The sequence below is a fragment of the Micromonospora sp. CA-269861 genome (genome assembly GCF_050948505.1).
In the GTDB taxonomy this organism is placed as follows: domain Bacteria; phylum Actinomycetota; class Actinomycetes; order Mycobacteriales; family Micromonosporaceae; genus Micromonospora.
On record NZ_CP192014.1, the window covers coordinates 586,778 to 611,622 of the forward strand.

Annotated in this window: 21 protein-coding genes; 9 read left to right on the forward strand and 12 right to left on the reverse strand. The window is 72.9% G+C overall.

Annotated features, from left to right (window positions below):
• The first annotated feature begins 33 nt into the window (after positions 1-33).
• The 3 genes from ACQP0U_RS02775 to ACQP0U_RS02785 all read left to right on the forward strand — a co-directional run bounded on the left by ACQP0U_RS02775 (position 34) and on the right by ACQP0U_RS02785 (position 5,370).
• A complete protein-coding gene (locus ACQP0U_RS02775) occupies positions 34-2,583 on the forward strand; it encodes a DUF4118 domain-containing protein (RefSeq protein WP_433315477.1) in 2,550 nt (849 codons plus the stop codon).
• Positions 2,580-3,260, forward strand: coding sequence for a response regulator (locus ACQP0U_RS02780; protein WP_433315479.1), 681 nt, complete (start codon positions 2,580-2,582; stop codon positions 3,258-3,260). The genes ACQP0U_RS02775 and ACQP0U_RS02780 overlap by 4 nt, the downstream gene beginning before the upstream one ends.
• Positions 3,261-3,360: 100 nt before the next feature.
• Positions 3,361-5,370 (forward strand): FAD-dependent oxidoreductase, encoded by a 2,010-nt coding sequence (locus ACQP0U_RS02785; protein ID WP_433315481.1) that lies wholly within the window; start codon positions 3,361-3,363, stop codon positions 5,368-5,370.
• Here the strand turns inward: ACQP0U_RS02785 and ACQP0U_RS02790 are convergent.
• Genes ACQP0U_RS02790 through ACQP0U_RS02800 form a run of 3 tightly spaced genes read right to left on the reverse strand, consistent with a single transcriptional unit; the run spans position 5,331 to position 6,654 of the window.
• Complete coding sequence (locus tag ACQP0U_RS02790; protein ID WP_433315483.1) at positions 5,331-5,753, reverse strand: SAV_915 family protein; 423 nt, start codon at positions 5,751-5,753, stop codon at positions 5,331-5,333. The genes ACQP0U_RS02785 and ACQP0U_RS02790 overlap by 40 nt on opposite strands.
• Positions 5,750-6,253, reverse strand: coding sequence for a universal stress protein (locus ACQP0U_RS02795; RefSeq protein WP_433315485.1), 504 nt, complete (start codon positions 6,251-6,253; stop codon positions 5,750-5,752). The genes ACQP0U_RS02790 and ACQP0U_RS02795 overlap by 4 nt, the downstream gene beginning before the upstream one ends.
• The gene (locus ACQP0U_RS02800) at positions 6,250-6,654 is read right to left on the reverse strand and encodes a hypothetical protein (protein ID WP_433315487.1); all 405 of its coding nucleotides are present in this window, start codon (positions 6,652-6,654) and stop codon (positions 6,250-6,252) included. The genes ACQP0U_RS02795 and ACQP0U_RS02800 overlap by 4 nt, the downstream gene beginning before the upstream one ends.
• Before the next feature lie 163 nt (positions 6,655-6,817).
• Here ACQP0U_RS02800 and ACQP0U_RS02805 point away from each other — a divergent pair, with 163 nt between their 5' ends.
• On the forward strand, positions 6,818-7,573 hold the full coding sequence (locus tag ACQP0U_RS02805) for a dienelactone hydrolase family protein (RefSeq protein ID WP_433315488.1): 756 nt from the start codon (positions 6,818-6,820) through the stop codon (positions 7,571-7,573).
• 27 nt (positions 7,574-7,600) lie between these two features.
• Here the strand turns inward: ACQP0U_RS02805 and ACQP0U_RS02810 are convergent, their stop codons facing one another.
• The 8 genes from ACQP0U_RS02810 to ACQP0U_RS02845 all read right to left on the reverse strand — a co-directional run bounded on the left by ACQP0U_RS02810 (position 7,601) and on the right by ACQP0U_RS02845 (position 14,743).
• Positions 7,601-8,704, reverse strand: a complete 1,104-nt coding sequence (locus ACQP0U_RS02810; protein WP_433315490.1) for an L-dopachrome tautomerase-related protein — start codon at positions 8,702-8,704, stop codon at positions 7,601-7,603.
• A gap of 100 nt (positions 8,705-8,804) precedes the next feature.
• Positions 8,805-9,686 (reverse strand): SMP-30/gluconolactonase/LRE family protein, encoded by an 882-nt coding sequence (locus ACQP0U_RS02815; protein ID WP_433315492.1) that lies wholly within the window; start codon positions 9,684-9,686, stop codon positions 8,805-8,807.
• A 20-nt stretch (positions 9,687-9,706) separates the two neighbouring features.
• Positions 9,707-10,648: a sugar kinase gene (locus ACQP0U_RS02820; RefSeq protein WP_433315494.1), complete on the reverse strand. Its 942-nt coding sequence runs from the start codon at positions 10,646-10,648 to the stop codon at positions 9,707-9,709.
• A complete protein-coding gene (locus tag ACQP0U_RS02825) occupies positions 10,645-11,265 on the reverse strand; it encodes a bifunctional 4-hydroxy-2-oxoglutarate aldolase/2-dehydro-3-deoxy-phosphogluconate aldolase (protein WP_433315496.1) in 621 nt (206 codons plus the stop codon). Before ACQP0U_RS02825 ends, ACQP0U_RS02820 begins: the two co-directional genes overlap by 4 nt.
• Before the next feature lie 10 nt (positions 11,266-11,275).
• Positions 11,276-12,112, reverse strand: a complete 837-nt coding sequence (locus ACQP0U_RS02830) for a hypothetical protein (protein WP_433315498.1) — start codon at positions 12,110-12,112, stop codon at positions 11,276-11,278.
• The gene (gene dgoD, locus ACQP0U_RS02835; RefSeq protein ID WP_433315500.1) at positions 12,109-13,254 is read right to left on the reverse strand and encodes a galactonate dehydratase; all 1,146 of its coding nucleotides are present in this window, start codon (positions 13,252-13,254) and stop codon (positions 12,109-12,111) included. Before dgoD ends, ACQP0U_RS02830 begins: the two co-directional genes overlap by 4 nt.
• Positions 13,251-13,961, reverse strand: coding sequence for a FadR/GntR family transcriptional regulator (locus ACQP0U_RS02840; protein WP_433315502.1), 711 nt, complete (start codon positions 13,959-13,961; stop codon positions 13,251-13,253). The genes dgoD and ACQP0U_RS02840 overlap by 4 nt, the downstream gene beginning before the upstream one ends.
• Before the next feature lie 35 nt (positions 13,962-13,996).
• Positions 13,997-14,743: an SDR family NAD(P)-dependent oxidoreductase gene (locus ACQP0U_RS02845; protein ID WP_433315504.1), complete on the reverse strand. Its 747-nt coding sequence runs from the start codon at positions 14,741-14,743 to the stop codon at positions 13,997-13,999.
• A gap of 159 nt (positions 14,744-14,902) precedes the next feature.
• Here ACQP0U_RS02845 and ACQP0U_RS02850 point away from each other — a divergent pair, with 159 nt between their 5' ends.
• The 5 genes from ACQP0U_RS02850 to ACQP0U_RS02870 are packed head-to-tail and all read left to right on the forward strand — an operon-like array spanning position 14,903 to position 22,326.
• A complete protein-coding gene (locus tag ACQP0U_RS02850) occupies positions 14,903-16,198 on the forward strand; it encodes an ABC transporter substrate-binding protein (protein ID WP_433315506.1) in 1,296 nt (431 codons plus the stop codon).
• A 1-nt stretch (position 16,199) separates the two neighbouring features.
• Positions 16,200-17,120, forward strand: coding sequence for a carbohydrate ABC transporter permease (locus ACQP0U_RS02855; protein WP_433315508.1), 921 nt, complete (start codon positions 16,200-16,202; stop codon positions 17,118-17,120).
• On the forward strand, positions 17,117-17,938 hold the full coding sequence (locus ACQP0U_RS02860) for a carbohydrate ABC transporter permease (protein WP_433315510.1): 822 nt from the start codon (positions 17,117-17,119) through the stop codon (positions 17,936-17,938). Before ACQP0U_RS02855 ends, ACQP0U_RS02860 begins: the two co-directional genes overlap by 4 nt.
• Positions 17,935-20,022, forward strand: a complete 2,088-nt coding sequence (locus ACQP0U_RS02865) for an alpha-galactosidase (RefSeq protein WP_433315512.1) — start codon at positions 17,935-17,937, stop codon at positions 20,020-20,022. The genes ACQP0U_RS02860 and ACQP0U_RS02865 overlap by 4 nt, the downstream gene beginning before the upstream one ends.
• 45 nt (positions 20,023-20,067) lie before the next feature.
• The gene (locus tag ACQP0U_RS02870) at positions 20,068-22,326 is read left to right on the forward strand and encodes a glycoside hydrolase family 27 protein (RefSeq protein WP_433315514.1); all 2,259 of its coding nucleotides are present in this window, start codon (positions 20,068-20,070) and stop codon (positions 22,324-22,326) included.
• A gap of 43 nt (positions 22,327-22,369) precedes the next feature.
• Here the strand turns inward: ACQP0U_RS02870 and ACQP0U_RS02875 are convergent, their stop codons facing one another.
• Complete coding sequence (locus tag ACQP0U_RS02875) at positions 22,370-24,808, reverse strand: ATP-binding protein (RefSeq protein WP_433315516.1); 2,439 nt, start codon at positions 24,806-24,808, stop codon at positions 22,370-22,372.
• Positions 24,809-24,845 lie beyond the last annotated feature (37 nt).

Sequence of the window (24,845 nt, forward strand, 5' to 3'; positions counted from 1 at the left end):
CGCCCGCCGATCTGACCAGGGAGGATGGACCCCGTGCCACGCGGAGAACTGCGCATCTATCTCGGGGCCGCCCCCGGCGTCGGCAAGACGTACGCCATGTTGGAGGAGGCCCAGCGGCGGGCCGCGCGCGGCACCGACGTGGTGATCGGTTTCGTGGAGACCCACGGCCGTCAACACACCGCCGCGATGCTCGGCGACCTGGAGCAGGTGCCCCGCCGGAGGATGGACTACCGCGGCGCGGAGTTCACCGAGATGGACCTGGACGCGGTGCTGGCCCGCCGGCCGCAGATCGCTGTGGTCGACGAGCTGGCGCACAGCAACGTGCCCGGTTCCCGGCACGACAAGCGCTGGCAGGACGTCCAGGAGTTGCTCGACGCGGGGATCGATGTGCTGTCCACGGTCAACGTGCAGCACCTGGAGTCGGTCAACGACGTCGTCGCGCAGATCACCGGCACCACCCAGCGGGAGACCGTGCCGGACGAGATCGTCCGCGCCGCCGAGCAGGTCGAGCTTGTCGACATGACCCCGGAGGCCCTGCGTCGGCGGATGGCGCACGGCAACATCTACCGTCCCGACAAGATCGACGCAGCGTTGGGCAACTACTTCCGGGTCGGCAACCTCACCGCGCTGCGTGAGCTGGCGCTGCTCTGGTTGGCCGACAAGGTCGACGAGCAGCTCGACCGCTACCGCAGCCAGCAGGGCATCGCCGCCACCTGGGAGGCCCGCGAGCGGGTGGTGGTCGCGCTCACCGGCGGCCCCGAGGGCGAGACGCTCATCCGTCGGGCGGCCCGGGTCGCGGCCCGCAGCAAGGGCGCCGACCTGCTCGCCGTGCACGTGGCCCGCAGCGACGGCCTGGCCGGCGCGGACCCGGCCCAGCTGGCCCGCCAACGAGTGCTGGTGGAGAGCCTGGGCGGCACGTACCACCAGGTGCTCGGCACCGACGTGCCGGCTGCGCTGCTGGACTTCGCCCAGGGCGTGAACGCCACCCAGTTGGTGCTCGGGGCCAGCCGGCGGGGTCGCCTCGCGCAGATTTTCGCCCGGGGGGTCGGGGTGACCACCACAGCCCTCTCCGGCTCGATCGACGTGCACCTGGTCACCCACAAGCAGGCCGGCAAGGGCCGCCGGGCGGCAGCCGTGCCGGCGGCGCTGTCCCGCCGCCGCCGGCTGCTCGGCTTCGGCCTGGCGGTGCTGGGCATGCCGCTGCTGACCCTGCTGCTGAGGACCCTGCCCGACCTGACGTTGACGAACGACATCCTGCTGTTCCTCGCCGGGGTGGTCGGGGTCGCGCTGGTGGGTGGGGTGTGGCCGGCCCTGGTCGCCGCGCTCGGCGGCTCGCTGCTGCTCAACTGGTTCTTCACCCCGCCCTTCCGCACGCTGACCATCGCCGAGGCGGACAACCTGCTCGCCCTGGCCGTCTTCGTCGGTGTGGCGTTGGCGGTGAGCTGGATCGTCGACGTGGCCGCCCGGCGTACCCGGGAGGCCGCGCGGGCCGCCGCTGACGCGCAGACCCTCGCCGCCGTCGCCGGTGGTGTGCTGCGCGGCGAACGTCCCCTGCCCGCCCTGCTGGACCAGCTCCGGGAGACCTTCGGGCTGCGCGCGGTGAGTGTGCTGGAGTTGGCCGAGGAGGCCGGCGGGCGTCCGGAGCGGGCCCGTGAGGAGCACGCGTGGTGTGTTGTGGCCAGCGTCGGCGAGCAGCCGGCCTGCACACCGGACGGCGGCGAGACGGCGGTACCTGTCGACGAACGGATCACCGTCGTGCTCAGCGGCCGGCGGTTGGAGGCCGCCGACCGGCGGATCGTCGAGGCGTTCGCCGCGCAGGCCGCCGTCGCGCTGCGCCAGGAACGGCTCGCCGAGGAAGCCGCCACCGCCCGGCCCCTCGCCGCCGCCGACCGGATGCGCACCGCGCTGCTCGCGGCGGTCAGCCACGACCTGCGTACGCCGTTGGCGTCCGCGAAGGCGGCCGTGACCAGCCTGCGCAGCCACGACATCGAGTTCGACGAGTCCGACCGCGAGGAGTTGCTGGAGACCGCCGAGGAGTCGCTGGACCGGCTCGCCCGGCTGGTCGGCAACCTCCTGGACATGAGCCGGCTCCAGGCGGGCGTCCTGGGCATCTCGGCGACGGCGATCGGCCTGGAGGACGCCGTACCCCTGGCGTTGGACGAACTTGGCCCGGCGGCCGCGACCGTCGGCACGGACATCCCGGCCGACCTGCCGGCCGCCACCGCCGACCCGGGTCTGCTGGAACGGGTGCTCGTCAACATCGTCGCCAACGCGCTGCGGTACAGCCCGCCCGGTCAGCCGCCCACGATCACCGCCAGCGCCCACGCCGGTCAGGTCGAGCTGCGGGTGATCGACCGTGGGCCGGGCATCCCGGAGGACCAGTGGGAGCACGTCTTCCTGCCGTTCCAACGCCTCGGTGACCGGGACAACCAGACCGGCGTGGGTCTCGGTCTTGCCCTGTCCCGGGGGTTGGCCGAGGCGATGGGTGGCAGCATCACCCCGGAGACCACCCCCGGCGGTGGGCTCACCATGGTGTTGCGGCTGCCGGCCGCGCAGACCACCTCGGAGGGGCCGCAGGAATGACGCGCATCCTTGTCGTCGACGACGAACCGCAGATCCTGCGTGCCCTGCGCATCAACCTGCGTGCCCGCCGGTACGACGTGGACGTCGCCGGCACCGGGGCCGCCGCGTTGAAGGCCGCCGCCAGCCACCCGCCCGACCTGGTGGTGCTTGACCTCGGCCTGCCCGACATCGACGGCGTGGAGGTGATCCGGGGCCTGCGCGGGTGGACCACCGTTCCGATCATCGTGCTCTCCGGGCGGGCCGGCAGCGAGGACAAGGTCGCGGCGCTCGACGCGGGCGCGGACGACTACGTCACCAAGCCGTTCGGGGTGGAGGAGCTGCTGGCCCGCATCCGCGCGGTGACCCGACGCCTCGGCGCGCCGACCGAGGCGGTGCCGGCGCTGCGGATCGGTCAGCACACCGTCGACCTGGCCGACCACAGCGTGCGCAGGGACGACGGCACCGAGGTGAAGCTGACCCCCACCCAGTGGAGCGTGTTGGAGAAGCTGCTGCGTCACCCCGGCAAGCTGGTCAGCCAACGTCAGCTTCTCCAGGACGTGTGGGGGCCGGAATACCAGAACGAGACCAACTACCTGCGGCAGTACCTGGCCCAGTTGCGGCGCAAGCTGGAGGACGACCCCGCTCGTCCCCGGCATCTCATCACCGAGCCCGGGATGGGCTACCGCTACCGCCCCTGACCGGTTGACACCTGCCGGCAGAGATTGAAGAATTTCTGTTAGCAGCGGCAGCGGCGTGCTTCTGTAACCGTCCCCTCCGGTTACCCCTTGGGAGCCCGCCGTGTCCCTGCCCCTGTCCCGTCGTCGTCTGCTGACCGCCGGCGGCGCCGGCCTCGTCCTGGCCGGTCTCACCGACCCGTTCCGGGCCGGCCCCGCCCGAGCCGCTGTCACCACCGCCGACCTGGTCGTCTACGGCGCCACCTCCGGCGGGCTGGCCGCCGCGATCACCATGCGCCGCCTGGGCCGTACGGCTGTCGTGGTCGAGCCCACCGGCCACGTCGGCGGGTTGAGCACCGCCGGGCTGGGCGCCACCGACACCGGCGTCCAGGCGTCCATCGGTGGGCTGGCCGCCGAGTTCTACCGCCGGGTGTACGTGAAGTACCACGGCGGAACCCTCACGCCGACGTCGCCGCTGCGGATGACCTTCGAACCGCACGTCGCCACCGTCGTCTTCGCCGAGATGCTTGCCGAGGCGGGCGTTCCGGTGGTCGTCAACGCCCGGCTGGCCGGCCTCGGCCGAACCGGCAACCGGATCACCGAGCTGCGCACCGAGGACGGGTCGATCTACCGGGGCGGGGTGTTCGTCGACGCCACCTACGAGGGCGATCTGCTGGCCGTGGCCGGGGTGGGGTTCACCGTCGGACGGGAGTCCAACGACACCTACGGCGAGACGATCAACGGGGTGCAGTCGCGCAACACCCACCAGTTCGCCCACCCGGTCGACCCGTACGTCACGGCCGGCTCGCCCGCCAGCGGCCTGCTGCCGGGCATCTCCGCCACCCCACTCGCCCCGCAGGGCAGCGGCGACGACCGGATCCAGGCGTACTGCTTCCGGATGTGCCTCACCCAGGCGGCCAACCGGATCCCGTTCGGCAAGCCGTCCGGTTACGACCCGATCCGGTACGAGCTGCTGCTGCGGCACATCCAGGCCGGCTACGCCGGGCCGTACTTCACCACCCACTCGATCGGCGGCGGGAAGACCGACTCCAACAACAACGGCGCCGTGTCGACAGACAACATCGGCTTCAACTACGCGTACCCGACGGCGAGCTGGGCGGCGCGGGAGAGCATCATCGCCGAGCACCGCACCTACCAGCAGGGGCTGATGTGGTTCCTGGCCAACGATTCCCGACTGCCGGTGTCGGTACGCGACTCGACGGCCCGGTGGGGGCTGCCGGTTGACGAGTTCACCAGCACGGGCGGCTGGCCGCCGCTGCTCTACATCCGCGAGGCCCGCCGGATGGTCTCCGCGTACGTGATGACCGAGGCCGACTGTCGGGGCCGGGTACGCGCCACCGACTCGGTGGGCCTTGCCAGCTACACGATGGACTCGCACAACTGTCAGCGGGTGGTCGTCGACGGCCGGGTGCGCAACGAGGGGGACGTGCAGATCGGCGTGCCGGCGCCGTACCCGGTGAGCTACCGCGCGATAGTGCCGCACCAGGCGCAGTGCGCGAACCTGCTGGTGCCGGTCTGCCTCTCGGCGAGCCACATCGCTTACGGCTCGATCCGGATGGAACCCGTGTTCATGATCCTCGGCCAGGCCGCGGCCACCGCGGCGTCCCTGGCGCTCGCCGGGAACCTCGCCGTGCAGGCCGTCTCCGTGCCCACCCTGCAGGCCCGGCTGCGCCAGGACGGCGCCGTGCTGGAGTGGGGCTCCACCAGCGAGGTGATCCTGGACAACGCCGCGGCCAGCGGCATCACCCGGGCCGGGACGTGGCTGCGCAGCACCAGCATCGGCGGCTACTACGGCGGGGACTACGAGCACGACGGCAACACCGCCAAGGGCGTCAACCGGCTGCGGTTCCGTCCGACGCTGCCGGCCTCCGGGTCGTGGACCGTGCAGTTGCGGTGGACCGCGGACCCGAACCGGGCGACGAACGTGCCTGTGGACATCGCGTACTCCGGGGGGTTGATCACTCGGACGGTGGACCAGAGGCAGGCCGGCGGCCAGTGGGTGGCGTTGGGCACCTACCCGTTCACGGCGGGCAGCGACGGCAGCGTGCTGATCCGCACCGAGGACACCAACGGCTACGTGGTCGCCGACGCGGTCCGCTTCGTCCGCGCCTGAGCGGCGGCGGGTACGGCGCCGACGGCTACACCCGCGTTCCGGGGCGGAACGGTCGCCGCGGCCCGGTCCCCGCTGCCCGGGTCGACCGGTGGCGCCACCAGCAGCGGGTCGACCTGGATACGGTCGATGCCGAGCGGGCGCAGCATGCCCCGCAGCGCGGATTCGCACAGCTCTTCCCAGGGCTGGTCCGCGCCCATCGCGGCGACCAGCAGCTCCGGTCGGGTGAAGGCGATGCCCACCCGTTGCCCCTGCGGCGAACGGCCGGTCCGCACCGTCCGCACCAGCCGTCCCGGCAGGTCGCGCACCGGAACGGCGAAGATTATCGGGGCGTCGTCCATTGTCGGGTTGGTCCTCTCCACACGTGTCGCGGAAGCGACGGTCATCGGCTGAATCGTTCGAGGTCGCGGGCGAAGCGACGGATCGTCGCGGCCCGCGCCCAGGTCGGCGCGGGCACCGCGACGACGGGTACGGCCGCGCGCGTCACGCAGTACCTGGTGACGTGGCCACGGGACCGGCCGAACCGACCGCGATCCGGGCTGCCGACGACCAGCAGATCGGACTCCCGGTGCGCGTGGTCGACAAGCACCTGCCCGGCGTACCCCTGGGTCGCCACCAGCCGCACCGTCACGTCCCGGGGCATGCCACCGAGCGCCGCGTCGAAGACGCCGCGCAGGTAGACCAGTGCCGCCCGGTCGCACTCGTCCTGCCACCGCCAGGTCAGGGTGCCGGGCCGCCAGGTCGGCGCGAAGACCCACGCGCGGACCGCGTCCAACTGCGCGCCGTCGCGGCGGGCCAGCTGCATGGCCCGGCGCAGCGCCTGCATACCGGCGAACGAGCGGTCGACTCCCACCACGACCCGGTGGGCACCGGCGGGGCGGCTCATGCGGCGGACCGCACCCAGGCCGGGCTCTCCTTCGCGGTACGCCTGTCGGCCGGCGTGGTCAGGTCGAGCGCGCGCAGGATGTAGTTGGCCTCCGCCACCTCCACCCCGGCGCGCAGGCGCAGGTCAGCCACGGCGCGGTGCAGCACGGTGATGCTGCCGGCCGAGAGGCGGACAACCGCGTCGACGTCGGCGGCGATCCACCACGCCGCGACGGCGCACGGCTCGTGCCGCAGGTACTCCACCAGGTGGCTGCCGGGCGCGGACGGGCCGAGCCGGACGCTTACCAGCGCCTCGTGCCGCCGCTCCGGCTCGTCCGTTCCGGTCGCGGGCCCGCCGGTGTCGCTGTCGGTGCCGGGTGGCAGCTCGCCGCGTTCCCAGCGTGTCATCCGCCAAGGACTCATGGACCCATCGTCACCACCACTCGGCGGTGGAGCACCAGTCGATACGCCGTTTCGACGGGCCACCGCCATTTCTTGACGCGGCGTTCACGCGGCTGCCGGCCGGGCACTCCGATACGGCGAGTAACGTTCCAAACGGACCAAGATCGGCGTACGAGGAGGCACAGTGCTGACGACGACGGTGGACATCCCGACAGGTGACGGAGTGGCGGACGCGTCCCTCACCCGACCGGACGGGGACGGCCCGTTCCCGGCGGTGCTGCTCTTCATGGACGCCTTCGGGCCGCGCCCCCGCCTGGTCGAGATGGCCGAGCGGATCGCCGCCCGGGGCTACCTGGTGCTGACGCCCAACCTGTTCTACCGGGGCGGCCGGGCGCCGCTGTTCGACCTGTCCCGACTCGGTGAGCCGGACCAGCGCAGCGCGCTCTTCGAGCAGATCATGCCGCTGGCCCGCGCGCTGACCCCCGAGGCGATCAGCCGGGACACCGCCGCGTACCTCGACTTCCTGGCCGCCCGCGACGATGTCCGACCGGGCCCGGTCGCGATCACCGGCTACTGCCTGGGCGGCACGAACGCCCTACGGGCCATCGAGGCGCACCCCGACCGCATCGTGGCGATCGCCAGCTTCCACGGCGGCCACCTCGCCACCGACGCCCCGGACAGCCCCCACCTGGGAGTCTCCTCGATCACCGGCGAGGTGTACTTCGGGCACGCCGACGCCGACCAGTCGGCGACGCCCGAGCAGATCGCCACACTGGAGAAGGCGCTCGACGCCGCCGGGGTGCGCTACCGCTCCGAGGTGTACGCGGGCGCGCACCACGGCTTCACCATGGCCGACACCCCGATGTACAACGAGCAGGCCACCGAGCGTCACTGGGCCGCTCTGTTCGACCTCCTGGACCGCACCCTGCCGGCGAGCTGACCGCAGGGGGATGGTTCGGCCCGGTGCTCAGCGGCGCAGCAGCACCGGGCCGGCGTCGATGCGGGTGCGGAACAGCGCGTACGGCTTGCGCCGCAGGTCCTGGCCCCCCTGGTACTGCGCCTGCCGGTGCAGTTGGTTGGCCGTGACGTAGAGGTACCCGTCGGTGGCCACCGACATGGTGTCCGGCCAGAGCAGCCGGGGGTCGTGCACCAGCGTCTCGTACTCGCCGTCCGGCAGGCGGCGCAGCACCGCGTTGTGCTCGTACGAGGTGAGGTAGAGCCGCCCCGCGTCGTCGCTCTCCAACCCGTCCGAGGCGGTGCCCTTGTCGCCCTCGTCGACCACCGTCGCGGCGGCCGCCTCCTGGGTGACGCCGGGGTCGGCCAGCGCTTCGGTGGAGACGCTGTGCAGGCGCCGGGACACCAGCGGGCAGTAGTACAGCCGGGTGCCGTCGGCCGAGATCGCGATGCCGTCGGAGCCCATGCTCAGCGGCTTCGGCGGCCCGTCGGCCGGCCGTTCGAGCAGCGGTCGGCCCTCGACCACCGGGCGGAACGACGTCAACGGCTCCGCCTTCGTGGACGGGTGGTCGTGCAGCCGCCGCCACGAGGCCCCGCTGGCCAGGTCCACCACGATGATCCCGTTCGGTCCGGCGCTCGCCGAGTCGGTGATGTACGCGACCCCCGACTCGCCCCGGCGCAGGTCGAAGCGGACGTCGTTGAGGTACGTCGTCGGCAGCGCCACGTCCGCCGGAAAGGTGATCACCTGGGCGACCGTGTCGGTGTCCAGGTCGATCCGGACCAGCTTCGGGCCGCCCGGTCTCGTGGGCCGGAACATCGGGCTGCCGGTGTCCAGCACCCAGAGCCGGTCGGCCGGGTCCACCACGATGCTCTGCACCGAGACGAAGGCGCCCGCGTCGTCGTCGCCGGACGGGTCGTTCCACGCCTGGTCGGGGTAGGGCACCTCCCGGCCGTCGCGCAGCTCGACGACGGTGGCCGGCACCTCGTCGCCCCACTTCGGGAAGTTGACGAAGATCCGGCCACGGTGCGAGACGCTCACCCCGGTCGGCATCGGGCCGGTGAAGGTGTGCACCAGCTCCAGCCCGCCAACCGGCTCATCGCCGACCGGCCCGTTCATGCCGCCCACCCCGTGCCGCTCATCGTCCCGCCCCCTGCCGGTCGACAGTCACCGTGCTCCGGTGCGGTTGTTCCCGCCCTGGCGTCCGGTATGCCTCCGGTCAGCTCACCGGCGCTGCGGCGCGCGCGGTGGGCAGGCCGGGGACCGCGACGTCGACCGCGAGCAGCGCGCCGTCCTGCGGGCCCGCCGTGTCCAGCCCCACCCGGGCGGTGCCGATGAACAGTCGCCGCAGGTCGGGGCCGCCCAGGCAGATGCCGGCCGGCTGCGTGGCCGGCAGCCGGATCTCCCGGTCGAGGGTGCCGTCGGGCCGGTAGCGGCGTACCGCGGAGCCGCCCCACAGCGCGATCCAGAGGTGGTCCGCCGCGTCGAGCGTCATGCCGTCCGGGCCGCCGTCGGCCGGGGAAAGCCGCAGGAACGGCTCCCGTCTGTGCAGGGCCCCGGTGGTGGGGTCGACGGTGAACCTGTCGATCTCGCCGCGCGGGGTGTCGGCCAGGTACATGGTGGTGCCTGTCGCGTCGAACGCTGGCCCGTTCGGGATGGTCAGCCCGGTCACCGCGGGGACCGGCTCGGCGCCCGGGGCGAGGCGGAACAGCGTGCCCCCGCCGGGCACCATCGCGTACGTCATGCTGCCGGCCCAGAAGCGGCCGTGCGGGTCGGCGACGGCGTCGTTCATCCGGGTCGGCTCGGGCGCGTCGGCGACCAGTTCGGTGGTCGGTCGGGGGTCGCCGGTGGCGGGCAGCACCGTGACGCCGGTCCCGGCGGCGGCCAGCCACGCACCGGGTCGGCCGGCCACCGGGGCGACCGCGCCGAGCGGCACGTCGAGACGGCGCAGCTCCCGCAGCGGGGTCGGGGCGTCGCCGTCGGTCTCCAACAGTCGTCCGGCCAGCAGGTCGACGAGGACCAGCCGGTCGTCGACCCAGCGCAGGCCCTCACCCAACTCCAGCCGGTCGTTGCTCCAGACGGTCGGCTCGGTCAGCTCCATGGTGTTCCTCCAAAGGATCGTCAGCGGACCGTACCGCCGGGCCCGTGGTTGAGCAGCGCCAGCTCGGCCCGGTCGGGCAGGCCCTCCCAGTCGCCCCGGGTGGCGACCGCGAACGCGCCGGTGGTGACGGCCCGGTCCAGTCGGGCCGACGCGTCGACGCCGTCGAGCCAGCCGGAGAGCAGGCCGGCCACGAACGCGTCGCCCGCGCCGACGGTGTCCACCACCGGCACCGTCCGGGCTGGACGGTGAATGGTGCCGGTGGCGCTGTGGCTGGTCGCTCCACCGGCGCCGTGCTTGACCACGACCTCGGTGACGCCGGCCGAGAGTAGCGCCGAGGCCGGGTCGGTCGCGTCGGTCAGCACTGCCAACTCGTCGTCGGAGGCGATCACCAGGTCGATCGAGGGCAGCAGTGGACGCAGCGCGCTGGCAGCCTCGGCTACCGACCAGAGCCGGTTGCGGTGGTTGACGTCCAGGCAGACAGTGCTGCCGGCGACGCGGGCGCGCCGCACGGCCTCCACCACCGCCTGGTACGGCCCGACGCCGAGCGCGCAGGTGATGCCTGTGACGTGCAGCAGCCGGGGTGGCGGCCCGGGTGCGTCGAAGACCGGGGTCACGTCGGCCGGACCCAGCCGGGAGCCGGCCGACCCGGCGCGGTGGTAGGTGACCCGGTTGATGTCGGCGACCCGGTTCTCGAAGAGGATCAGCCCGGTGGGGGCTGTCGCGTCGACCCGGGACCAGGTCAGGTCGACGCCCTCGGCGCGCAGCGTACGACGGACCAGCTCGCCGGGCTCGTCGCCGCCGGTGACACCGACCCAGGCAGCCTGGTGGCCGAGCCGGGCCAGACCGATCGCGACGTTCGACTCGGAGCCGGCCACGGAGATACCGGCGGTGCCGCCCAGTCGCAGGGGGCCGGTGGTGCGGAAGGCCGCCATCGTCTCGCCGAGCGTGAGCAGGTCGGTCATGGCCGGACCGCCGCGAGGAAGGCAGCGACGCGCTCACGCAACGCCGCCGGGTCGCCGCCTCGGACGGCGTCGCCGAGCAGCGGGGAACCGACGCCGACCGCTGTGGCGCCCCGGTCGAGGTAGCGCCGCGCGCCGTCCGCGTCGACACCACCGACCGGCACGAACGCGGTACCGGGGAACGGGTCGCGCAGGGCGCCGAGGTAGTCGGGCCCGCCGAGGGAGGCCGGGAAGAGCTTGATCGCGGTGGCCCCGCCGTCGTTGGCCCGCACCACCTCGGTGGGGGTGAGGGCGCCGGCGAGCACCGGCAGCCCGAGCCGGCCGCCCTCGGCGAGGCTCGGTGCGATCGCCGGGGTGACCAGGAAACCGGCGCCGGCGTCGGCTGCCGCGCGGGCGTCCTCGGCGCTGAGCACGGTGCCCGCGCCGAGGGCGAAGTCGGGCCCGAGGGCGGCCCGGGCGCGGCGGATGATGCCGAGCGCGTCGGCGCTGGTCAGCGAGACCTCGACCAGGGCGACGCCGCTGTCGGCCAGGGTGAGCACGGCGGTCAGCGCCGCGGCCGGGTCCGGGCCGCGCACGATGGCCAACAGCCGATGGGTACGCAGCTCGTCGAGCAGGTTCATCACGGTGTCCTCAGTGGATGCGGTGGGCGGAGATGGTGAGTCGCCAGGTGACCTCGCCGGTGGGCGGAACGACCGCCGCGTCATGGGGGCCGGCGTCGGCCAGGTCGAAGGCCGCGCCCAGCATCGGTTCGACGCCGACGCTCCGGTAGGGGCCGTTCGCCGGCCAGCCGCCCAGGTTGCGCCAGAGCGCGGTGCTGCGGGGCTGGTCCGCGCACTCCAGCTCCATGGTCAGCCGGTCGGCTCCGTCGACCACCTGGACCCGGGGGCAGTCGAGCAGCACCGCGCCGAGCGCGGTCCCGTCGTCCGGGCCGAACGTGTCAAGGGTCAGCCCGGACGGGGTCGGCCACGGCCCGGTCAACCACGGTTCGCCGGTGGGCCAGCTACCCGGCGGCAGCAGCGCGGCGGCCTCCGGGTGCAGCCGGGTCGGGGTGCCGGCGGGCGCGTCGAGGCGGGCGGCGGGGGAGAGGTCGAGCAGGGCGTGCGCGGCCCAGACGAACCGGTGCCCGGGGTCGGCCGTCAGCCGGTAGTCGGCCGCCACCACGCCGCCCTCGTCGGTGATCCGGCGGGTGAGGGTGAACGTCGGCCGCTCGATGACCACGGTGCCGGGGCCGGCACTCCGCCACGTACGCGACCACACCTCGCCGTGGTCGGGCTCGCCGCGCACGGTGGGCAGGCACTCCTCCAGCCCACCGGCGTCGACGAACGGGTCGTCGGGGCGTACCTCGTGCCGGCCGGGTTCCGGGCCGCGCCACAGCCACTCCCGGCCACCGCCGTGCAGACTTGTCCACCGGCCGCCGTGCGCCGCGTCGTACGCCACCCGCAGGGCCACCGGCCTCGCGCTGGTCACCACTCGGCGAACGACCCGTCGGCGTGCTGCCAGACCGGGTTGCGCCAGGCGTGCGGGGTCTTGGCGGCCTTACGGACCGCCGCCTCGTCGACAGTGATGCCCAACCCGGGCCGGTCGAAGCGGGCGATGTGCCCGTCCACGAACCGGAACGGCTCCGGGTCGACCAGGTAGTCCAGCAACTCCGAGCCGGCGTTGTAGTGGATGCCGATGCTCTGCTCCTGAATCAGGAAGTTCGGCGTCGCGAAGGCTACCTGGAGGCTGGCCGCCAGGGAGATCGGGCCGAGCGGGCAGTGCGGGGCGAGCAGCGCGCCGTACGTCTCGGCCAGCGCGGCGATCCGGCGGACCTCGGAGACCCCACCCGCGTGCGACAGGTCCGGTTGGACCACGGCGACCCCGGCCTGCAACGGGCCGAGGAACTCGGACCGACCGTAGAGCCGCTCGCCGGTGGCCACCGGGATCGGCGTGCTGGCGACGATGTCGCGCAGGTGGTGGGCCTGATCGGGCAGGACCGGCTCCTCGACGAAGAACGGGCGCAGGGCGGCCAGCTCGGGCAGGATCCGGCGGACGGCTGCCATTCCGGCGCGACCGTGGAAATCCACGGCGATGTCCCGGTCGGGGCCGAGCACCTCGCGGGCGGCGGCCACCCGGCCGATGACCGCGTCCATCTCGGCCGAGGTGGGGATCGGCGAGAGCCGCCCGCTGGCGTTCATCTTGACCCCGGTGAGGCCGGCGGCGACCTGTGCGGCGGCGGCGTCGGCCACCTCGTCGGGCTCGTCCCCGCCGATCCACGAGTAGATCCGCACCTGGTCGCGTACGGGCCCGCCGAGCAGCGCGTGCACCGGCGCGCCGTACGCCTGCCCAGCGATGTCCCAGAGCGCCTGGTCGAGGCCGGCGACCGCGCTGGAGAGGATCGGGCCGCCCCGGTAGAAGCCGCCCTTGGTGAGCACCTGCCAGTGCTGCTCGATGCGCAGCGGGTCGGCGCCGATCAAGTGTTCGGAGAGCACCTCGACCGCGCTGCGCACCACCTCGGCGCGGCCCTCGACCACCGGCTCACCCCACCCGACCAGCCCGTCGTCGGTCTCCACCCGGCAGAACAACCACCGTGGCGCGACCAGGAAGGTCTCGATCCGCTCGATCTTCACTGACTGCCCCTTCGTCCCCGTGCCTTCTCGACGTCGCGGACGGCCTTGTCCAGCAACTGACGCATCGCGGTCTCGGCCGCCGTCTCGTCCCGTTCACGCAGCGCGTCGACCACCGCGCGGTGGCTGGGCACCGGGTCGTCGTGCGCGGTGCCGCCGTGCACCAGGCGGTCGCGTTCGGCGAGCCCCGTCTCCATCACCACCTCCATCCGTTCCAGCAGCTCGTTGTGGGTGGCGGTGAGCAGCGCGCGGTGGAAGGCGAGGTCGGCGGCGATGGCGGCGGCGGGGTCACCGTTGGCCTGGGTCATCTCGGCAAGTGCCTGGTCGAGGGCGGTCAGGTCGTCCTCGGTGGCGCGGGTGGCGGCCAACCGTGCGGCGGCCGGCTCGATGATGGCGCGCACCTCGTGCAGTTGGTCGAGCAACCGCTGGTCGGTGCCCTCGGCGAACTGCCACCGGATCACGTCACCGTCGAGCAGGTTCCAGTCCGCACGAGGGCGGACGAAGGTGCCGCGCTTCTGTCGGGCGTCGACGATGCCCTTGGCCGAGAGGACCTTCAGCGCCTCGCGGAGCGCCGTGAGGCTGACGTCGAACTCCTCCTGCAACGCGACGATGTTGAGGGTCGCGCCAGCGGCGATCTCGCCGGTGAGGATGCGACGGGCGATCGCTTCGACGGTCTGCCCGTGGACGCCGCGGCGTGCGTACTGTGCCAATGCTCCTGGCCTTTTCGCTGGTCGGTATCGATCTCTCAGGCCGAGGCTTTCACCGCTGTCCAGCCACCGTCCACCACGAGGCTCGCGCCGGTGATGTAGGCGGCGTCCGGCGAGGCGAGGAAGGCGACGGTGGCGGCCACCTCGTCAGGTGTGCCGAAGCGCTTGGCGACGGTCTCCGCGACGCTGCGCTGCCGGTCCTCTTCGGACACGTCGGCCCAGGCGGCGGTGAGGATCGGCCCGGGCAGCACGGTGTTGACCCGGACCTGCGGGCCGTACTCCACGGCGAGCTGGCGGCCGAGCGCGACCAGGCCACCCTTGGCCGCGGCGTAGGCGGGCCGGCCGGGCAACCCGACGAGCGCGTGCACAGAGGAGATCAGCACCACCGCGCCCGAGCGTGCCCGCAGATCGTCCAGGCAGGCGCGGACGCCGAGGAACGAGCCGGTGAGGCTGACGCCGAGCTGGTGGTCCCAGGACTGCCGGCTGGTCTCGTGCGCCGGCGCGACCCGCACGGCGTACGCGGAGCTGACCAGGATGTCGACCGGGCCGAGGCGATCCCGTACGGCGCTCACGGCGGCCGTCCAGTGGGCCTCGTCGCTGACATCGCCCACTACGGACAGTGCACGGTCGCCCCGCGCGGTCAACTCCTCGGCCAGCGGGGCCGTGTCGGCCACGTCGAGCAGCGCGACGGCTGCTCCCTCAGCGGCGAGCCGCCTGGCGGTGGCCGCGCCGATCCCACCCATCGCACCGGTGACCAGCGCGTTCTTGCCTTCAAGCCGGCGCATAGGCTGATCCACCTGACCTCCGCCTTGGTCTCGTCTAATCATTAATTACGAAGATATCTTGACAGCCGGCGAGGGTCGATGCAACCTTCTGGTCACAGCATTCACATGGACGACACATCGCGCGGTGACGCTGCGTGTCGTAAAGGAAGGGATACCTCCGTGAGCGACTTCGACCCCGGTCGCCGGCGATTCCTTGGCCACCTCGGGCTCGCCGGCCTGGGCGCGCTCGGCGCCAGCTCGTTCCTCAGCGCGTGCGCCAGCTCCGCCAGCGGGCCGACGACGAGCAATGGCTCGGGCGCGGTCACCATCCAGTCCAACCTCTCCTCGCCGCAGGCCAAGGCGGCGATGGAGAAGCTGATCGAGACCTTCAACGGGCAGGGCAAGGGCACGGCGAGCCTCAACACAATCGCCTCGGAGACCTTCCGGACCCAGCTGCCGACCTACCTGACCTCGGCCAACCCGCCGGACCTCTACACCTGGTACGCGGGCTCGGTCGCCAACGACTACGCCAGCAAGAACCTGCTGCTGGACGTCTCCGAGGTCTGGAAGTCGCTCGACGACTACCCCCAGTCGCTGCGCACCCTCTCCACCGACGCCAGCGGCAAGCAGATCTTCGTGCCGATGAACAACTACTGGTGGGGCTTCTTCTACCGCAAGTCCAACTTCGCCAAGTGGGGCGTGCAGGAGCCGAAGACCTGGACCGAGTTCCTGGCCCTCTGCGAGACGCTGAAGAGCAAGGGCATCCCGCCGATCGGCATCGGCCTCGGCGACACCCCGTGGGTGGCCTCGGCCTGGTTCGACTACCTCAACATCCGGATCAACGGCGCGCCGTTCCACCGCGAGCTGCTCGCCGGCAAGCAGCGCTTCGACGACCCGAAGGTCAAGGCGGTCTTCACCCGCTGGCGCGAGGCACTGCCCTACTTCGACCCCAAGGGCAAGGCGTACCCGTTCCAGGAGGCGACCACCGCGCTGCTGGCCGGCAAGACCGGCATGTTCCTGATCGGCACGTTCTTCGCCGACGCGGCACCCAAGGACGCGCTCGGCGACCTGGACTTCTTCCGGTTCCCGATCATCGACCCGGCGGTGCCGCTGGCCGAGGAGGCGCCGACCGACGGGTTCTTCGCCAGCGCGAAGACCGCCAACCCGACCGGTACCAAGGCTCTGCTCAGCTACCTGGCCGGGGTCGAGGCCCAGGAGGCGTACGTCAAGGCCAGCTCCGGCATCGTGCTGCCCGCCAACCCCAGGGCCAAGGCGTCGGACTCGCCGCTGGTGGTCAAGGGCAAGGCGATGCTGAACGAGGCCAAGGAGCTGACCCAGTTCTTCAACCGCGACTCCAGCGACGCGCTCCAGCCGACCGCGGACACCGCGCTCACCAAGTTCATCGACAAGCCGGACCAGATCGACGCGATCCTGCGGGAGTGGCAGGCCGGCGCCGAGAAGGTCTTCAAGGGCTGACGTGACAGCAACGATCTCCACGACTTCGGTCACCCCCACCCGGCGGCGGCGACGGTCGGCCCGACTGTCGCCGCTGCTGGTGGCGTTCGTCCTCGTGCCGTTCGCGGTCGAGAGCGTCTGGGTGTTCTGGCCGGCGCTCCAGGGCTTCTGGTTCTCCCTCACCCGCTGGGACGGGATGACGCCGCCGACCTTCGTCGGCGCGGACAACTACGTCGAGCTGGCCGGCGACGCCACCTTCCGGGGCGCGCTCGTCAACACGGTGATCTGGCTGGTGCTCTTCGGCGGCCTCTCCGTGCTGGGTGGCTTCGGGATGGCGCTCGTCCTGCAGAAGGAGCGGCGCGGTGTCGGCTTCTACCGGGCCGCGCTGTTCACCCCCGTGGTGTTCTCGCTGGTGGTGACAGCGCTGGTCTGGCGGGTCTTCTACCAGCCCGACGGCATCGCCGACACGCTGCTGCGGGCGGTCGGCCTGGAGCACCTGATCCGGCCCTGGCTCGCTGACCCGCAGACCGCCCTGTACGCGGTGATCCTGCCCGCCCTGTGGCGGCAGATCGGGTACGTGATGGTGCTGTTCCTGGCCGGGTTGAAGGCGATCGACCCGGCGCTGCACGAGGCGGCCCGGATGGACGGCGCCAACTCCTGGCAGCGGCTGTGGCACGTCACCATCCCCCAGATGAAGGGGGTCAACGCGGTCGTGCTGTCGGTCATCGTGATCGACTCGCTGCGCTCGTTCGACATCGTCTGGTCGCTGACCAAGGGCGGGCCATACCACTCGTCGGAGCTGCTCAGCACCTACATGTACTCGACCGCGTTCCAGAGCCTGCGGCTGGGCTACGCCTCGGCGATCGCTGTCGTGATCTTCGTGCTCGCGCTGGCCGTCATCCTCGGCTACCTGGTCCGCGCGTTCCGGGAGGAAGCGTCATGAACAAGCTCCGCACTGGGGCCTTCCACACGGGCATGATCCTGCTCTCGCTGCTCTGGCTGGGCCCGGTGCTCTGGGTGGTGGTGATGTCCACCAGGTCGTTCGACGACATCGCCGCGCACGGCGTGGGCAGCCTGCCGCACTCGTTCACACTGGACACCTACCGGCAGGCGTGGACCGACGGCGGTGAGCTGCGTGCGCTGATCAACAGCATGCTGGTCACCGTCCCGTCGGTGGCGTTGAGCCTCGCGCTGGCCGCGATGGCCGCCTTCGCCCTGAGTCGCTTCCGGATCCCCGGTCGGCGGACGATCCTGCTGCTGATGCTCGCCGGCAATCTGCTCCCACCGCAGATCCTGCTCATCCCGGTGGCCAAGTTCAGCGAGCTGACCGGCCTGTACGACACGCTCTGGGCGCTGATCGCGGTGCAGGTCGGCTTCGGGCTCGGCTTCTACACGTTCGTCCTGCACGGCTTCATGCGGGATCTGCCGGGCGAGATCCAGGAGGCGGCCACCATCGACGGCGCCGGCACCGCGCAGATCTTCACGAAGGTGATGCTGCCGCTGACCCGACCCGCGCTGGCCGCTCTCGGGGCGCTCTCCTTCACCTGGATCTTCAACGACCTGCTCTGGGCGATCACCGTGCTGCGTACCGATGACAACATGCCGGTCACCCCGGCGCTGCTCGCCCTCCAGGGGCAGTTCGTCTCGTCCTGGAACGTCATCGCCGCCGGTACGGTCATCGCGGCCGTCCCCACCGTCGCGGTGTTCCTGCGCTTCCAACGGCACTTCGTCTCCGGACTGGCGCTCGGAGCGGTCAAGTGACCGCCGAGGCCGGGCAGCGCTGGACGCTGCGCGGCGCGCACACCGAGTACACAGTGCGGGTGCCCGCCCACGGTCGCTGGCTGGAACTTGTCGCGTGGGGGCCGCACGGCGTCTCCGACGGGCCCTCGCCGGTCGCCTACGACGGCCCGGTCCCGTTCCTCACCGCCGGGGACGCGGCCCCCATCGAGTACGCCACCGACGCCGACCGCCCGTTCACCGGCGCCGACCTGGTGATCGAGACCCCGAACGGGCAGCGACGGGTGGGCTTCGTGCACACCGACGCGCGGATCAACGCCGATCAGCGGGAACTGGCAGTCGAGTTCGCCGACCCGGTCACCGGGCTGCGCGCCACAGTGCGCTACCGGGTGCCCGCCGGCACCGACGTGGTGCAGCGGTGGGTCGAGCTGACCAACGACGGCACCGACGCGCTGCGGGTGGTCCGGGCCGGATCGGGCGGGTTCTGCGTACCGACGCCACACGGCGCGCTGCTCAGCCACCAGTGGGGGCAGTGGGCGCAGGAGTTCCAGCTCTCCCACGTCGAGCTGGGCCACGGCACCTTCAGCATCGGCAGCTCCCAGGGCGTACCCGGGCATCTGCACGTGCCCTGGCTGGCCGTGCGCGACACCGCCGAGCCGGCCGGTCCGGCGTGGGGGATGGCGCTTGCCTGGACCGGCTCGTGGGAGATCAGCGCCGAGCGGGACACCGGCGGCCTGACCCGGGTCCGGATCGGCCGTCAGCTGGTCGACGGGCCGCTGGAGCTGGCCGCAGGTGAGCGGCTGACCCTGCCGATGGCCACCGGGGCGTACAGCCCGGACGGCCTGGACGGACTGGCCCGGGTGTGGCACACCCACCAGCGGTTGCTGGCCGGGGAGCGGCTCACCGCGCGCCCGGTGCTCTACAACTCCTGGGAGGCGACCTACTTCGCCGTCGAGGCGCAGAGTCAGCTCGCGCTCGCCCGGATCGCCGCCGAACTGGGCGTCGAGACGTTCGTCGTGGACGACGGCTGGTTCGTCGGCCGCAACGACGACACCGCCGGGCTGGGCGACTGGACTCCCGACCCGGCGAAGTTCCCGGCCGGGTTCGACACGTTCATCGCCGACGTCCGCGCGCTCGGGCTGAACTTCGGGCTCTGGGTCGAGCCGGAGTGCGTCAACCCGAAGTCGTCCCTGTACGCCGAGCACCCGGACTGGGTCTACTCGGTCGACGGCCGGCCGCTCACCCCGGTCCGCAACCAGTACCTGCTCGACCTGGGTCGGCCGGAGGTCGCCGAGTTCGTCCACTCCACTGTCGACGGTCTGCTGCGCCGGTACGACATCGACTACCTGAAGTGGGACTTCAACCGGCCGCGTACCGAGCCGGGCCGGTCCGGTGGGATGGGCCCGCTCGACCTGGATGGCGCGCACGTCGCCAACCTGCACCGGATCTACGAGCGGTTGCGCCGTGACCACCCCGGCGTGCTGATCGAGGCGTGCGCCGGCGGCGGCGCGCGGACCGACCTGGCGATGGCCGCCCGAGCGGACGTCTTCTGGCCCAGCGACAACACCGCCCCGCTGGACCGGCTGGCCATCCAGTACGGCTTCCTGCACGCCAACGCGCCGCACCTGCTCAGCTCCTGGGTCACCGACGCGCCCGGCCTGTTCGACAGCCGGCCCCGGACGCTGGCGTTCCGGTTCGTCCTGGCGATGGCCGGTGTGCTCGGCATCGGCGCGGACATCCGGGCGTGGACCCCCGCCGAGCGGGCCGAGGCGGCCGGCTGGATCGCCCGATACAAGGAGATCCGGGACGTCGTCACGCACGGGGAGGTGCACCTGATCGGTGGCCCCGACCAGGCCCGCTGCGCGGTGCAGTACACAGCGTCGGACGAGAGCCGCGTGGTCGTCCTGGCCTGGCACACCGGCCGGCTCGACGGCGCCGGGCTGCTCCCGTCCCGCCCGGTCCGGTTGCCCCTGCACGGCCTCGATCCGGCGGCCCGCTACTCGCACGGCGATCGGCACTACTCCGGCAGCCACCTCGGCACGGTCGGCCTGCCCGTGCAGTGGAGCGCGACCCACGACGCCGACCTCATCGTGCTGACCCGCGACTGAGATCGGAGCACCACCACCCCACCCCCGAGGGACAGGAGTACCTCCATGCGCCTGAACCGACAGCTGACCGCTGCCCTGGCCGTGCTCGGCCTGGGCCTGGCCAGCCCCACGCCGGCGATGGCCGGCCCACCCCAGGCCGGCCCCGCTCCGGCTGGCCTGCCGCTGGCCGGCCCTTCTCCCGCCGGCCCGCCCAGGGCCGGCCACGGACCCGGCGGCCCCGGCCACGCCCCGGCGTCCACCGGCGCGGAGGACCAGGGCGCGCCCACCTTCTTCAACAGTGGGCTCGCCCCGACGCCCTACCAGGGCTGGAACACCTACTTCGGTCTCGGTGGCGATCCCACCGAGGCCGAAGTACGGTCGGTCACCGACTACATGGTCCACAGTGGCCTGCGGGACGCCGGCTACACCTACGTCTGGATCGACGGCAACTGGGCCGCGCCCACCCCGCGCAACGAGGCCGGCAACCTCGTCGCCGACCCGGCCCGCTTCCCCGGCGGAATGGCCGCGCTCGCCGCGTACATCCACAGCAGGGGAATGAAGGCCGGCATCTACACCGACGCCGGCCCGTACCTGCCGGGGCAGTGCGGGCTCGGCAGCAACGGCCACTACCAGGCCGACATCGCCCAGTTCGCCGGCTGGGGCTTCGACGCGCTCAAGGCCGACTGGCTCTGCGGCCGGGCCGCCGGCCTCGACCCGGAGACCACCTTCCGGGAGCTGGCCGAGGCGGTACGCCAGTCGCCCCGGCCGATGCTGCTCAACATCTGCAACCCGGTCAGCTCGGACTGGGGCGGCGGCCCGTACACCCCGGAGCAGCTCTCCACCTGGAGTTACACTTACGCGCCCACCATCGCCGACTCCTGGCGGACCTACACCGACGTGGGGCTCACCGACCCGACCCCGCAGTGGGCGTACCCGTGGGTGCTGCGCAACATGGACGTCAACGCGTACCACCCGGCGGCCACCGGACCGGGGCACTACAACGACCCGGACTACCTGCTGCCGATGCGCCCGCTGCCCGGCGGCGGGTACGAGTTGAGCCTGGAGGAGTCCAAGACGCAGCTCGGCATGTGGGCCATCATGGCCGCGCCGCTGGTGATCGGCTCCGACCCGCGCGGCCTGCCGACGGAGATGATCTCCGCGCTGACCAACCCGGAGATCATCGCCGTGGACCAGGACCCGCTGGTCCGGCAGGGCGTCAAGGTCGCCGACACCGGCACCGACGCGCAGGTCTGGAGCAAGGTGCTCACCGGCTCCGGCAAGCGGGCCGTCGCGCTGCTCAACCGGCACGACACCGCCCAGCAGATCACAGTGAACTTCGCCGACGTCGCCCTCGGCGGGTCGGTCAAGGTCCGTGACCTGTGGTCCCGCTCCACAGTCGACGCCCAGCCGGGCACCCCGGGCGTACAGCCGTTCACCGGCTCGTACACCGTCGAGGTGCCGGCGCACGGGGTGGCCATGCTCGGCCTGACCGGCACCGACCAGGTCGCCGGCGCGGACCTCGGTGGCACCGCCAGCGCCAGCCCGGCGCTGGTCCGGGTGGACGACACGCACGCCACCGCCTTCGTCCGGAGCGCCTCCGGTGCGCTGGCGATGAACACCCGCTCCGGCGCCACCTGGGGCACCGGCTGGACCTCGCTCGGCGGCCCGGTCGGCGGCCGGATCCTCGGCCAGCCGGCGGCGTACGGCTCCGCCGACGGGCGGATCGACGTCTTCGTGCGGGGCACCGACAACGCGGCCTGGCAGCGCAGTTACGTCGCCGGCACGTGGGGACCGTGGCGCAGCCTCGGCGGCACGCTCACCGACGCGCCCACTGTGGCCTGGACCAGCCCGACGCAGTGGACGCTTGTCGCCCGCGGTGCCGACGGCAAGCTCTGGTCGCGTACGCCGAGCGGCGGCTGGACCGGCGTCGGGGCTCCCGAGAACCGGCAGTTCTACGGTCGGCCGAGCGCTGTCGTCGACGACGCCGGCGTGCTGCACGTGGCGGTCCGCAGCCGCACCGACGAGGTGTGGTGGAGCAGCCGGACCGGCACCACCTGGTCGGCCTGGACCAACCTGGGCGGCACCACCAGTGGCAGCCCGACCCTGCTCGCCACCTCCGGCCGGGTCTACCTGTTCGCACTGGCCGCCGACAACCGGCTCTGGCAGCGCAACCTGGCCGACGGAGCCTGGGGCGGCTGGTTCCGACGCGGCGAGTTCACCACCGACGCGTTCCGGGGTGCGCCGGGAGCCGCCGCCGGTGCCAACGGCAGCGCCTGGCTGGCGGTACGCGGCGTGGACAACCGCGTACACCAGGTCGTCCTCTGATCCACGGTGGCGGGCCGTCAGCGTGGCGGCCCGCCACCGCGCCTCAACCTGGCACGAGTTCCCGGCATCGGCGCAGGGCGGCCAGGGCCAGCGGCGCGTCCCGGCCCGCGATCCCGGCCTCCAACTCGGCGACCGCCCCCACCGCCCGCGCCGGGTCACCCGCCGCGGCTGCCGCCTCGGCCAGCACCAGCACCGCCTCGGCCGCCCACGACAGGATGCCCTTTCCGCGGACCAGTGACAGCGCGTCCGTCGCGTACCGCACGGCCTCGTCCGGACGCCCAACCAGGGTCAGCCGGGCCAGCGCCGAGAGCGCCTGCACCAGGGGCCAGACTGCGCCGACCCGCCGGGCGTCGGCGACCACCTCCCGCAGCGCCCGTTCGGCCGACTCCACCTGGTCGCGCCCCGCGCCTTCCACACCGGCGGTACGGGCCAGCACGGTCGCCAGCTCGGCCCGCGCGTCCAGCAGGGTGACGGGCATCCGCTCGGCGCTGGCGACCAGCCGGCTGAGCCGTTCGGCGAGCCCGTCGAGCCGGCCGGCGGCCCGGTCCAGTGACAGTTCGGTCGCCTCCACCAGGGCCGTCAGCCGCTCGTACCCGGTCTCGTCGACAAGCGCCCGACCGGCCGCCAGCAGTGCTTCGGCCTGTTCCGGGTGGCCGGCGTGCAGCGCGCCCTGCGCCCAGTTCAGGCAGGCCCGCGCGTGCTCGCGGGGTCGGTCGGCCAACTCGGCGGACGCGCGCAGCTCGGAGATGATCGCCCAGGCCGCCGGGTCGCCCAACTCCAGCAGCAGCGAGGCCCGGGCGATGCGGACCGCGAGGTGCGCCGCCGGATCCCCGCTGGCCGCCGCGGCGGCCTCCGCCTCCGCGCAGCGGGCCAGGTGGTCGTCGACGTGCCGGCCGACGACGGTGTCCGGGGCCGCCAGCACCGCGAGGGCCGGGGCCTTGCGGCGCGGCGCGCGCAGGTACGGCACGGCACGCTCGATCTCGGTGTACCCGCGCAGCGCCTCACCCTGCTGGCGCTGCATCCGCCCGAGCACCAGACCCAACTCACCTCGGGCGCCCGGCGGCAGCCGTCGGTCGGCGAGCAGCCGTTCCAGCACCGGAATCGCCTCGGCCTGGCTGAGCCCGTCGATGGCCGACCGGCCCAGTTTGGCGGCGAGCCGAACCCGTACCGGCCGCGGCAGCTCGGCGATGTCCATCGTCTGGAGCAGGAAGCCGGCGGCGGTCGCGTCATCGCCGCGCTCGGTGGCCAGGTCGGCGGCCGCCTCGGCGTTGCGGACGAAGTCGGCCCCGCTGCCGGCCCGACGGTAGTGGTGCGCCAACTGCGCTACCGGCCTGGGCAGCTCCTGCTCCAGCACCCGTGCCACCCGCAGGTGCAGCCACTCCCGGCTCTCCCGGGGCACCAGGTCGTACACCACCTGTCGGGCCAGGTCGTGGCGGAACCGTAGCCCGTCCCCGGCGTCGTGCAGCAGGCCCGCCCGGTGTGCGGCGGTCAACGCCGCGCCGATCGCCACCCGGTCCAGGCTGAGAACCGAGGCGAGGATGCGCTGATCGGGCGTCATCCCCAGGACGGCCGCCGCGCCCAGCACCTCCCGGGTGGCCTCGTCAAGGGGGCGCAGCCGCCAGAGCAGCACGTCACGGAGGACGAACGGGACACTGTCGTCGGCCAACGGGTCGCCGCCGCGCTCGGCGAGCGTACGCAGCACCTCCTCGACCACGAACGGGATCCCGGCGGTGCGGTCGAGCAGGGTGGCGGTCAGCTGCGGCGGCGGGTCATCGAGCCGCAGGGTGCGGGCCGCCAACCGGCGTACGTCATCGGCGTCCAGCGGGCTGAGCGGGACGCGCGTGACGCTCCACGGGGGAGTCCGGGCCAGGGCGTCGTGGATCGGCGTACTGCTCCCCGGCGTCGCCGTACGCGCGGTCAGCACCACGGCCAGCCCTTCGACCGGGTGGGTGCTCAGGTAGGCGAGGAGTTCGCAGGTCACCGGGTCGGCCCAGTGCAGATCCTCCAGCAGGAGGGTGGCGGGGCTCAGCGCGGTGAGCACCGCCGCGACGGCGCGGAGCAGGCGATGTCGCTCGGCCGCCGGGTCGGTCAACGGGGGCGGCGCGTCCGGCAGCACGTCGACCAGTTCCGGCAGCAGTGGCGCGAGGGCGCCGGCCACCGGGCTGAGCGGCCCGAGTCGGTCGGCGCTGCCCCGGATCGCGTCCAGCAGCACGCCGAGTGGGAAGGGCTCGGGCACGTCGTCGCACTCGCCGATGAGGTGCCGCCCGGGGAGTTCGGTGAGCAGTTCGGCGACGAGGCGACTCTTGCCGATCCCGGGCTCGCCCTCCAGCAGGATCAGACAGGGCGGGTTTGCGACGAGCCGGCGTAACTGGGCCAGCTCCGCTGCCCGGCCGACGAACTCGACGGGCCCGCGCAGACGTTCGGGGCGGACGGGAGATGGGCTCCCGCCGCCCCGCGTCTTGTCCTCGTCGCTGTCGATCACCGTGGGCCGAGCAGATCACCTCTGCCCGGCGGGACGG